13 protein-coding genes and 1 pseudogene are annotated in these 9,304 nt (G+C 52.5%); 7 read left to right on the top strand and 7 right to left on the bottom strand.

Annotated features, from left to right (window positions below; genetic code table 11):
• Positions 1 to 132, top strand: a pseudogene (locus DFK18_RS14685) (IS481 family transposase); the annotation flags it as partial.
• On the opposite strand, the gene DFK18_RS08995 reads toward DFK18_RS14685, so the two are convergent.
• Entirely contained in the window at positions 129 to 563 is a 435-nt protein-coding gene (locus tag DFK18_RS08995; RefSeq protein WP_114417926.1) for a hypothetical protein, read from the bottom strand. The pseudogene DFK18_RS14685 and the gene DFK18_RS08995 sit on opposite strands and share 4 nt — an antisense overlap.
• 243 nt (positions 564 to 806) lie before the next feature.
• Between DFK18_RS08995 and DFK18_RS08990 the strand changes: the two genes are divergently transcribed.
• Together DFK18_RS08990 and cowN are read left to right on the top strand one after the other, a co-directional pair.
• Positions 807 to 1,436 carry a Crp/Fnr family transcriptional regulator gene (locus DFK18_RS08990; protein ID WP_114417925.1) on the top strand — a complete coding sequence of 210 codons (630 nt, stop codon included), beginning with the start codon at positions 807 to 809 and terminating at the stop codon, positions 1,434 to 1,436.
• Positions 1,437 to 1,512: 76 nt separating this feature from the next.
• Positions 1,513 to 1,800 (top strand): N(2)-fixation sustaining protein CowN, encoded by a 288-nt coding sequence (gene cowN / locus DFK18_RS08985; protein ID WP_114417924.1) that lies wholly within the window; start codon positions 1,513 to 1,515, stop codon positions 1,798 to 1,800.
• A gap of 62 nt (positions 1,801 to 1,862) precedes the next feature.
• On the opposite strand, the gene DFK18_RS08980 is transcribed toward cowN, so the two are convergent.
• The 3 genes from DFK18_RS08980 to DFK18_RS08970 all read right to left on the bottom strand — a co-directional run bounded on the left by DFK18_RS08980 (position 1,863) and on the right by DFK18_RS08970 (position 3,209).
• Positions 1,863 to 2,276 (bottom strand): hypothetical protein, encoded by a 414-nt coding sequence (locus DFK18_RS08980; protein ID WP_114417923.1) that lies wholly within the window; start codon positions 2,274 to 2,276, stop codon positions 1,863 to 1,865.
• A 3-nt stretch (positions 2,277 to 2,279) separates the two neighbouring features.
• Positions 2,280 to 2,756: a GNAT family N-acetyltransferase gene (locus DFK18_RS08975; RefSeq protein ID WP_114417922.1), complete on the bottom strand. Its 477-nt coding sequence runs from the start codon at positions 2,754 to 2,756 to the stop codon at positions 2,280 to 2,282.
• Between the two features lie 120 nt (positions 2,757 to 2,876).
• Positions 2,877 to 3,209, bottom strand: a complete 333-nt coding sequence (locus DFK18_RS08970; protein WP_114417921.1) for a DMT family transporter — start codon at positions 3,207 to 3,209, stop codon at positions 2,877 to 2,879.
• 215 nt (positions 3,210 to 3,424) lie between these two features.
• On the opposite strand from DFK18_RS08970, the gene DFK18_RS08965 reads away from it, so the two are divergent.
• Together DFK18_RS08965 and DFK18_RS14565 are read left to right on the top strand one after the other, a co-directional pair.
• Complete coding sequence (locus tag DFK18_RS08965) at positions 3,425 to 4,399, top strand: MBL fold metallo-hydrolase (RefSeq protein WP_218563928.1); 975 nt, start codon at positions 3,425 to 3,427, stop codon at positions 4,397 to 4,399.
• Positions 4,400 to 4,404: 5 nt separating this feature from the next.
• Positions 4,405 to 4,758, top strand: coding sequence for a rhodanese-like domain-containing protein (locus tag DFK18_RS14565; protein WP_218563927.1), 354 nt, complete (start codon positions 4,405 to 4,407; stop codon positions 4,756 to 4,758).
• 28 nt (positions 4,759 to 4,786) lie between these two features.
• Here DFK18_RS14565 and DFK18_RS08960 read toward each other — a convergent pair whose 3' ends face one another.
• The 3 genes from DFK18_RS08960 to ccoG are packed head-to-tail and all read right to left on the bottom strand — an operon-like array spanning position 4,787 to position 7,169.
• Positions 4,787 to 5,479, bottom strand: a complete 693-nt coding sequence (locus tag DFK18_RS08960) for an LrgB family protein (RefSeq protein ID WP_114417920.1) — start codon at positions 5,477 to 5,479, stop codon at positions 4,787 to 4,789.
• On the bottom strand, positions 5,476 to 5,820 hold the full coding sequence (locus DFK18_RS08955) for a CidA/LrgA family protein (protein WP_114417919.1): 345 nt from the start codon (positions 5,818 to 5,820) through the stop codon (positions 5,476 to 5,478). The genes DFK18_RS08960 and DFK18_RS08955 overlap by 4 nt, the downstream gene beginning before the upstream one ends.
• A 17-nt stretch (positions 5,821 to 5,837) precedes the next feature.
• On the bottom strand, positions 5,838 to 7,169 hold the full coding sequence (gene ccoG / locus DFK18_RS08950) for a cytochrome c oxidase accessory protein CcoG (protein WP_114417918.1): 1,332 nt from the start codon (positions 7,167 to 7,169) through the stop codon (positions 5,838 to 5,840).
• A gap of 115 nt (positions 7,170 to 7,284) precedes the next feature.
• Between ccoG and DFK18_RS08945 the strand changes: the two genes are divergently transcribed.
• Positions 7,285 to 8,712, top strand: coding sequence for an aminotransferase-like domain-containing protein (locus tag DFK18_RS08945; RefSeq protein ID WP_114417917.1), 1,428 nt, complete (start codon positions 7,285 to 7,287; stop codon positions 8,710 to 8,712).
• Positions 8,709 to 9,299 carry an acyl carrier protein phosphodiesterase gene (locus DFK18_RS08940; protein WP_114417916.1) on the top strand — a complete coding sequence of 197 codons (591 nt, stop codon included), beginning with the start codon at positions 8,709 to 8,711 and terminating at the stop codon, positions 9,297 to 9,299. Before DFK18_RS08945 ends, DFK18_RS08940 begins: the two co-directional genes overlap by 4 nt.
• Positions 9,300 to 9,304: the final 5 nt, after the last annotated feature.

Below are 9,304 nucleotides of genomic sequence, written 5' to 3'. Positions count from 1 at the left end.
CTGTATAATCACCATATTCCGCAGAAAGCACTGAACCATCATCCACCCATTGAAGCAATGAAAGGGTGGCAAGAAAAACGCCCAGAATTATTTCATAAACGGGTTGTTAATCATGCGGGACCCGACATTTAGCGATTGCCCAGCACTTCCCTCAAGCGCTTTTCATCGACGTAGTTACTCAGGGATTCAAAGTAAGCATTTACATCAGGATCGGTCATCAACTCCTGCATAGCGACCTGCCCCAGCACGCCAAAGCTGGTTTCTATGGCCAAATTGCCTTCATATTGCACCGCCTGACTGGTTTCCTGACGACACCGCTCGGTCATCAGTTCGGTCAGCATCCGCCCAGCGGACTGATTTAGACCCACCGCCTCGGCATCAGAAATATTGGCAAGAGCGCTGACTTCAGGGTGCTTGGACATGGCGGCATAAATCCAGCGCACAAACTCCCTTTTTTCAGCAGCAGTTGTCTGCTCAACCAGGCAACGCGACATTTGATCGGTAAAAGGGCCAGCCCAGAGGGTTCCAGGAAGTAACAACAGCAGCCACAGCATTTTTTTCATTGTATTTGCCTCATCAGTGAGTCATCAGGATTCCAGTTAGAATTCAGGTCATTGCAATCCGGCATCGTGCCGATTAGAAGACTATAGCATTCGTTTGAAGTCTCCCAAAAACATATTTTAATCAGTGTTTTGTATCAGTAGCGTTAAGCTCAGACAGACTAATTTGTTGGGATCAGCCTTTTGCTCTTTAAACGGCATGCGCTTTGCAGCGACTCCCTGGATGCCTTTCAAACGGAGAGAAGAATGGAGTGCCCCCATCCAGCAGAAACCTCCTGGCTGCAACAACTACCAGCCGGCCAGATCACTCATTACCTAACAGGTGAGATGCTGGTTGTACCTCATAGCCAGGACAACCGGGTATTTGTCATGGAATCCGGCAGGGCCAAAATCTGTATTTATGGCGCAGGCAAAGAACAAATCCTGGGCTACCTTCAGGCTGGTAGCGTCTATGTCACCCACACCCCGGTATGGGTTGAAGCCGTGGAAAGCTGCCAGCTAAGAAGCTGGCCACTCAGCCAGGTTAAAAGCCTCTTCAAAGCTCATCCGGAAATGGCAACCGGTGCACTGAGAGATGTCGGCATGCTCATGGTTCAGGCCATCGGGCTGATTGAGGATCTGGCCTTTCGCTCGGTCGAAGGGCGTCTGGCCCGTTATCTTTTAACTCAGGCCAGAGAAAACCAGAGTCCACGTTTATCACTGCCCGGCAGCACCGAAGCCCTGGCCAATCTGCTGGGAACCTCACGGCAAACCCTCTCTTCCCTGCTCAACAGATTGGAAAAAGAGGGAGTACTTGCCCGCCCCACCCGCCAGGAAGTCGAGCTACTGAAAATACAAAAGCTGCAAGATTTGGCACAAGAAATGTCAGCTAGCTGACAGAAGCCTGCCTCCCTGGACTTTTAAGCTGTCCTTTCATTGCTTGTATAACCTTTCACAGCTTCAGGGAGCTATCATGAACACTGCAGAAAAAACCGATCGTTATGTCAGCTTTTGTGGGATCGATTGTGACCGGAAAGCCGATGAACTCATAGGCCGTTTGCAAGAACATCTGCCCCAGCTACCCGAGGGCGACAACTGGAAATTTTACTTCAAGCAGAAGTTTGAGCAGCAGGAAAAAATGCAATATGACAATCTCTTTTATATCGGCTGCCAAACCAATACGCTCTATGAATTCTTCGAGTATGTGCAAGATAAAGACGGCCTGGCTTTACTGGCCCAGATCGAAGAAGAGTGCTGCTAAAGCGGCAAAAGCCTTCGGAGCAGTTAAACGACTGGCCGAAGGCTTACAAACAGCCAGAAAACCTAGTAGGTCAGCCTTATCTCATGTTTTTTCAGGTAAGCATCTGCACTGAAAAAACCGGCCAGGGTTCCTGCTGAAACAGCCAGAGCAATCACAAAGCAAAGCGCTGATAGCGGTGCAAACTGCAAAAAAGTAGGCGGCCAAACGCGCACTAGCGTAGCCAGGATAAAAAACAGGAAAGCCCACTTGTTGGCCAGAAAATAAAAGGTAGGCGCGAAAGCCCAGATTTCATCTTGCCCCTTAAAACTGGACAAGCCCAGCCACGCGTAGACCAGGGCCAGAAGCAGCGCAACACCCGCCAGGAGCAGAACCAAGCCCAGCGAATAATCACTGGCCAGAAGACTATAACCGGCAAAAAGGGAATAGCCAGCCGCTCCCAACCAGAAGAGTAATAAAGGTAGAAGAAGCATTCCCATGGTTTAACTCCCCTCCCTGGATAAATGAAAATGTATCAAGGCCGCCATTTCTCCGGAAAAATCCAGACGCGGTTCAATAGCATAGGGCTGAAAACCTCGATGGCTATAAAACAGCAGCCCCCGGGTATTGTTATTGAAACAGGAGACCCTTATTTCTCTGGCGGCATGCTTGCGATAAGCCAGATCCACCAGATAACGCAGCAGATAATCACCCACCCCCTGACCACGTGCGGAAGCGGCCACAATAAAATTGCCGATCGAACAGATGCCATCCTGCCATTGATAAAAATTGGCAAAAGCAACGGGCTGGCCGTCTTTCTCGATCAACGTGGAATCCGAACGCTTGGCCAGGCCGGCTCTTAACTGCTCAACTGTCAGCGGAAAATGGGCTCGGGGAAAACAGTAGAAGAGTTCTTCAGGGGTTCTGGGCAACTCAATCAACTGGGGTAAATCTTCTTCCCTGACTTCTCGGTGCTGCACACTACGCCTCCCTGCAAGATATCAATTCAGTGATACAACCTGACCGGGTTACTGCAAAAAAAACTTTAAGGATTAATGGCAGTATACCACTGCTCGGGTTGGGCTAAATGCCAAGGTTCTTTAGTGAACGCCTACCTTGGAAAAGACATTAATGACAATCACCCCGGTGATAATCAACCCCATTCCCAGAAGAGTAGCTGCATCCAGTTTTTGGTCAAACAACCACCAACCCACCAGGGAAATCAAAACGATACCCAGCCCGGCCCAAATGGCGTAGGCCGTCCCCACGGGAATGGCTTTTAAAGTCAGGGATAAAAAGTAAAAAGCCAGGGCATAGCCTGCCACCACCAGCAAACTCGGCCAGAAGCGGGTAAAACCCTCACTGGCTTTGAGACTGGAGGTACCCACCACTTCAGCCACGATAGCAATTCCCAAAAACAACCAATATTTCACAACCACCTCTTATCAACTGATTTGCCTTCTTGGCCAAAAGGAGCGGCAGTCTAAACTAGTTTAACGCCGCTGCCCATTCACCGGCCTGACTGCTATAGCCCTTCATCCCAAAGGTCACAAAGGCATTTTATGCAAAACAGCTAATTGACTGTTAACTTCCAAGGAAAGGAGACACAAATCACGCCACCTGGGAGCGGCCCCACTGGGGAGGATCTATGCAGATCGAAAAAATCAAAACACCTGGATTAGCCCAATTAAGCTATTTTGTTGCCAGTGATACTCAAGCCTGTGTCATTGATCCACGCCGAGATATTGATTGCTATCTTGAGCTGGCCCAGCAACAGGGTTGCCATATTACCCATATCTTTGAAACCCATCGCAATGAAGACTTGGTTTCCGGTTCGCCACTTCTGGCCAAACAAACGGGAGCGCAAATACTTCATGGGCCTGCCCCTGGTCCTGAAACCCAATATGCGCGTACCCTCAGCGATGGCGAGACTTTCACGCTGGGTTCCTGTGAAATTCAGGCCATAGCCACGCCGGGTCACACCAAAGACAGCATGACTTACTTGCTCTCAGATCCTGAATTCGGAACCAGTCCAGTTGCTGCCTTCACAGGTGACACCCTCTTTGTTGGCGATGTCGGGAGAACAGATTTTTATCCAGATGAAATGCATCAGATGGCAGAAGCTCTTTATGACAGCCTGAATAAAATTCATCAGCTGGCAGACAAGGCCATCATTTATCCAGCCCATGGCGCGGGTTCGGTCTGCGGGGACAAGATGGCCAATCGCGAGTTCTCAACGGTTGCCCATGAGTTTGAAAACAACCCCGCTTTACGCCAGCCATCACGAAAAGCCTTTATTGATATGAAAATCAACGAACGCCATCTGCAGCCGCCATATTTCCGCTATATGGAGGATTTGAATCTGCAAGGATGTGACCACTGGCCTAAACCTTCCCCCTATTTGGATTGGAAAGCGCCACAACAAGAAAAAAGCCAAGCTGGCGCACTAATCGTGGATGTGCGTCCCTCTGAAGCCTATATTGCCGGACATCTTCCTGGTGCCCTTTCCCTGCCACAGGATATGATCACCGCCTATGCAGGTTGGCTAACCCACTGGGAAGCACCGCCGAGGATTGCAAAGAGGCCAGTCGCTCACTCCACCGCATTGGCTACGACCAGGTAAAAGGCTTGTATCTGTATGATCCACTTGTGGAGGCGGCAACAGGTCGAGAGGTGGAAACTCTCAAGGTGGTCTTTGCAGATGAAGTGAAGAAGCGTCTGGAAGAGGAAAACACCTGGACACTCCTTGATGTGCGTAAAGAAAAAGAAGTTGAAGAAAGCTGTATCCAACCCTCCAAACACTTATTTCTAGGCGATCTTCCAAAAACAATCGATCAACTGGATAAAAATCAGTCCCTGACCGTTATGTGCATGAGTGGACAAAGAGCCACGATCGGGGCCAGCCTTCTCGCCCAAAAAGGCTTTAAAGAGGTTGATGTTTTTATCGGCTCTCTGGGTGCCTGGCAGGCGGCCAACCACTAAGCAACCACGGGAAAAAAGGTTCTGTCATCTACCAAAAACTGTAAAAAAGCGGCAGGAGAATGGCGGTTACGGCCCCGGTCAGGCTCATGGCCAGGGCGGCAAAAGCACCGGCCTCTTCGTCCTCTTCCAGGGCCAGAGCCGTACCCGCTGCATGGGCATTCAAACCCAGGGTAAAACCTCGTGCTGCCGGCAGATGAATCCCCACCAGTTTGAGCAGAAAGGGGGCCATGACCGCCCCCGCCACCCCGGTAATCATGACAAAAACGGCTGCCAGCGCAGGTGAACCACCCAGATCCTCTGCCAGCAGTATGGCAATCGGGGAGGTCACCGACTTGGGCGCCAAAGAAGCCAGCAATTGCGGTCCGGCACCAAAAACCCAGGCCAACCCCAGCGTCAGCAGAACCGTGGTGAAACCGCCCACCAGGAGTGCGATCAGCAGAGGCCAAAAGTAATCACGAATCCGCTTTAGATGGGTATAAAGAGGCACAGCCAGGGCGACCGTAGTCGGCCCCAGAAGCAGCCAAATCAAATCAGCAGAGGCATAGTAGCTTTCAAAATCCACATCCAGAAGCAGCAGCAACCCCACCACGATCAGGGTTGCTACCATGACCGGCTGGGTCAGTAGCGTGCGGGTACGCTGGTTTAGCTCCAGCGCCAGCTGATAGCCGATCAGGGTTGCCAAGAGCCCGAATAGCGGATGATTCACGATCACCGAAATCATTGGGAAACCGCCTTACGTTTGACCAGACGCTGGAGCAACCAGGCCGTTAGCGGGATGGAGATCAGCAGGGACCCCAGCAGCGCGACACTAATAGCCAGGAAACTGGAAGTGATTACCTGCCACTGTGAGAGAATACCCACAGCCGGGGGAATCAACATCAGGGGCAGGTATTTCAAGAGCTGACTGCTGGTCACCTGCAGGGGTTCAGGCACCCGCCCCAGCAACAGGAGCAGGCCCAGCAGAAGCAGCATGCCGATCACCGGGCCGGGCAGAGCCAGCCCGGCTGCATTGATCAGGCTGCCCAGCATTTGCAGTAAAACCAGCAACAACAAGCCCCACATACGATACCTTTTTAATCTCAATAAGCCCTATTCTGAGAAATAAAACTGGTTTTCTTGCTCAGAACAACAGAATCAGCATGAAATTCTAACAGCATTGAACCGCCACTGGCTTGTAAATTATCGGTACAGATTCGATAAGCCACCCAGTCACCGCGATTGTCCAGGCGCAGCTGCTGCGGCCCCTGGAGACTGAAATCCGGCTGATCGACCAGTCTGACCTCGGCTGTCTGCAAGCGCGGATGAAAGGCTTCCAGCTTGATATGGTAGAAATTACACAGCTGGTCATTGCCCAGAATACGATACAGCTGGCCGCGTTCACGACGAATTTCGGCAACCAACTCCTTCTTGCTGCTCAGGCCATAACCGGCCGCCATCAATGCCAACAGACAGACCAGCCCATAACCCACTAGTCTGGGCCGCCAAAAGGGACTAAATTTCCCCTGGATTTCGGCTTCCGAGGCAAAGCGAATCAAGCCGCGCGCCTGGCCGGTTTTATCCATGACCTGATCACAGGCATCAATACAGGCCCCGCAATCGATGCAAGCGGCCTGACTACCCTTGCGAATATCAATACCTGTCGGGCAGACCTGGACACAGAGATCACAGTCAACGCAACTTCCCTTGTCCTTCTGGCTCTTCTTGCGGCTTCCTCGTCCGCGGGGTTCACCGCGTACAAAGTCATAACTGACCTTGCGGGTGTCGGCATCCATCATGACACCCTGAAAACGCGAATAAGGGCAGGCATGCAGGCAAATTTGTTCACGCACCAAACCCGCGTTGAGGTAAGTCAGCAAGGCCATGGACCCCACCCAGATCCAGACCGCTGGCGAAGCCTGCAACTGCACCAGTTCGGCCAGGAGCTCACGGATGGGAATAAAATAACCGGTAAAAGTCAGACTGGTGGCCAGAGCAACAGCTATCCAGAGCAGATGTTTGGTCAGTCGACGCAGCAGAAATTGACCCGTCAAGGGGTACTGATCGGCTTGCGCACGCTGCTTGGCCGAACCCTCTAGCCAATTTTCGATCCTTAAAAAGATCCAGGTCCAACAGCTTTGCGGGCAGGCAAAGCCACACCAGATGCGACCCCAGCCCATGGCCATAAAAAACAGCAAGGCTGCTGCGGCAATCAGGAAGCCCGTCAGAATGGGCAAATCCTGCCAGGAAAAATGACTGGCAAAAACCAGCAGCCGCCGTTGTTCAAAGTCAAACAACAACAGGGGGCGGCCATCGTAGGTTATCCAGACCAGACTGAAAAATGCGATGAGTAGCGGCCAACTAATAAGGCGTCGCCAGTTTTGCATACGACCGGGAGTGAGACGCACATGAAACTTGGATGAAGGTGATTGCATGATGAGATCCTGTCTGACTACACATTGTGCGGCAGCTTAAGCAGTCACCCACAATAAGGACAGGCACAAAAAAATAATTAATAATAGGCACAGATGATCACCAACGAGAAGCCTGATGTCCCTCTACGCCTATCAACAACTGGAAGCTCAGCTGCAACAGGAAATGGACCAGGGCCGATTAAAACCCGGTCAACAACTGCCTTCGGTACGCAGACTCTGCCAGGAACAGCAAGTTTCCAAGGCAACCGTTCTGCATGCCTACCAGCGTCTGGAGGCAGCCGGAAGAATCGAAGCCCGACCGCGTTCGGGGTATTTTGTTGCCAGCCACAAGGGAAGCAGCCCACCGCCGCCGGAACCTGCTAGAGAGGTGGCCTCTCATCCCTCCCCGGTCAATATCAGCGAAGTCTTTTCCGATATCATGCAACGCGGTGCAGCCTTTGATTTGCTTCCGCGCGAGCAGCAGGCACCACGGCCACCTGCGGGCATCCAGCAGCTCAACCGCTGCCTGGGCCGGGCCTTGCGCCACCAGGATGGATGTACCCACCAGCAGTATGATGAACCGGCAGGCTACCTGCCCCTGCGCCAGCAATTGGCCCTGCGTTATCAACGCGAAGGTTGTAGGGTGCAGGCCGATGACTTTTGTATCACCTCCGGTTGTCAGCATGCCCTGTTTCTGGCTCTGAAAAGCTGTTGCCAAAAGGGCGACCTGGTGGCTGTGGAATCCCCCGGTTTTTATGGTGTTTTACAACTCTTGGAACAACTGGAATTGCAGGTGATCGAGATCCCGGCTTCTCCGGATTCCGGCATGGACTTGCAGCGCCTGGAAGCAGCCAGCCAGCGTTGGCCGATCAAGGCCTGTGTCGTTAGTCCCAACTTTTCCACGCCCACGGGGGCACTTATGCCCGAAGACCAGCGCCATCGGCTGCTGAAGCTGGCCGAGGAACAGGATTTTGTCATCATTGAGGATGATATCTACCGCGAACTGGCTTTTGCCGAGCGCCCTGCACCCTTGAAAAGCCTGGATACCCACAACCGTGTGCTCCTCTGCGGCTCCTTCTCCAAATCCCTGTCGCGTGACCTGCGCCTGGGTTGGCTGCTCGCCGGTCCTCAATACCAGCAGCTGGTACAATTAAAACTGGTAACCCAATTGGCTTCCAGCCGCTTTGTCCAGCAAGGACTGGCCCATTTTCTGGAAGAAGGTCATTATGATCGCCATCTGCGACGCTATTGCCAGGCTCTGCAAAACAATTGTCAGGGCTGGCTGGAAGCTCTAGAACAGCAGTGGCCACAACAACTGGGACTGAGTCGCCCCAGAGGTGGACTCTGCCTCTGGGCCTATTGGGAGGCACCGATCAATACCCTGAAACTCTATCAACCGGCGCTCAAGGCCGGGTTGGTACTAACCCCCGGCCCCCTGTTCTCAGCCAGGGGTCGCTTTACCCAGGCCTTGCGGCTAAGCTTCTCCCAGCCATGCCGGGAGCAGCGTTATCAAGCGCTTAAAACCCTGCAACAACTTCTTATGACTCAGGTCGCTACTGCATGAATTATCTGGCTCATCTACACCTGGGCGGCCCGGAGCCCGAACAGCTTTTGGGCAGCCTTTACGGTGATTTCGTCAAGGGTCCACTCAAAGGGGAATTTCCACCCCAGGTGGAAGCTGCCATTGACCTGCATCGACGGCTTGATGGCTACACCGACCGCCATCCCCTGGTTCACCAGGCCCGGAGTCGTTTTTCCGGTAAGCTCTGGCGCTATTCCGGCATCGTGCTGGATGTGTTTTTTGACCACTGCCTGGCCTGCCATTGGACCGCCTATGCAAGTACTCCCCTGCCTCAGTTTACGCAACAGGTGTATCACCTCCTGCAAGAGCAGGAACGCCTGCCGGGTCGTCTGGAAAAGACCGCCGCCTACATGATTGCGGATGACTGGCTGGTTAGTTACCAGGATTTTGCCGTTATTCGCCAGGCTTTAAACGGTATTTCCAGACGTTTACGCCAACCGGGTTTACTGGATCACTTCTGGCCGGAACTTGAGCAAAACTATCAGGCTTTGACTGAAGACTTTCATCAGCTTTATCCTCAACTGCAAGCTTTTGCTCTGGAGCACCCCAGTCGCAACCAACAGAGGTGAACTGA

The organism is Marinospirillum perlucidum (assembly GCF_003336805.1).
GTDB lineage: Bacteria > Pseudomonadota > Gammaproteobacteria > Pseudomonadales > Halomonadaceae > Marinospirillum > Marinospirillum perlucidum.
This window is presented reverse-complemented; position numbering and strand designations above follow the sequence as displayed.

Bases quoted from the DNA above. Each gene is read 5' to 3' on its own strand.
- DFK18_RS08990 (WP_114417925.1), top strand. From the start codon at position 807: ATGGAGTGCCCCCATCCAGCAGAAACCTCCTGGCTGCAACAACTACCA.
- DFK18_RS08980 (WP_114417923.1), bottom strand. From the start codon at position 2,276: ATGGGAATGCTTCTTCTACCTTTATTACTCTTCTGGTTGGGAGCGGCT.
- ccoG (WP_114417918.1), bottom strand. From the start codon at position 7,169: ATGCAATCACCTTCATCCAAGTTTCATGTGCGTCTCACTCCCGGTCGT.
- DFK18_RS08945 (WP_114417917.1), top strand. From the start codon at position 7,285: ATGTCCCTCTACGCCTATCAACAACTGGAAGCTCAGCTGCAACAGGAA.
- cowN (WP_114417924.1), top strand. From the start codon at position 1,513: ATGAACACTGCAGAAAAAACCGATCGTTATGTCAGCTTTTGTGGGATC.
- DFK18_RS08965 (WP_218563928.1), top strand. From the start codon at position 3,425: ATGCAGATCGAAAAAATCAAAACACCTGGATTAGCCCAATTAAGCTAT.
- DFK18_RS08960 (WP_114417920.1), bottom strand. From the start codon at position 5,479: ATGATTTCGGTGATCGTGAATCATCCGCTATTCGGGCTCTTGGCAACC.
- DFK18_RS08995 (WP_114417926.1), bottom strand. From the start codon at position 563: ATGAAAAAAATGCTGTGGCTGCTGTTGTTACTTCCTGGAACCCTCTGG.
- DFK18_RS08940 (WP_114417916.1), top strand. From the start codon at position 8,709: ATGAATTATCTGGCTCATCTACACCTGGGCGGCCCGGAGCCCGAACAG.
- DFK18_RS08955 (WP_114417919.1), bottom strand. From the start codon at position 5,820: ATGTGGGGCTTGTTGTTGCTGGTTTTACTGCAAATGCTGGGCAGCCTG.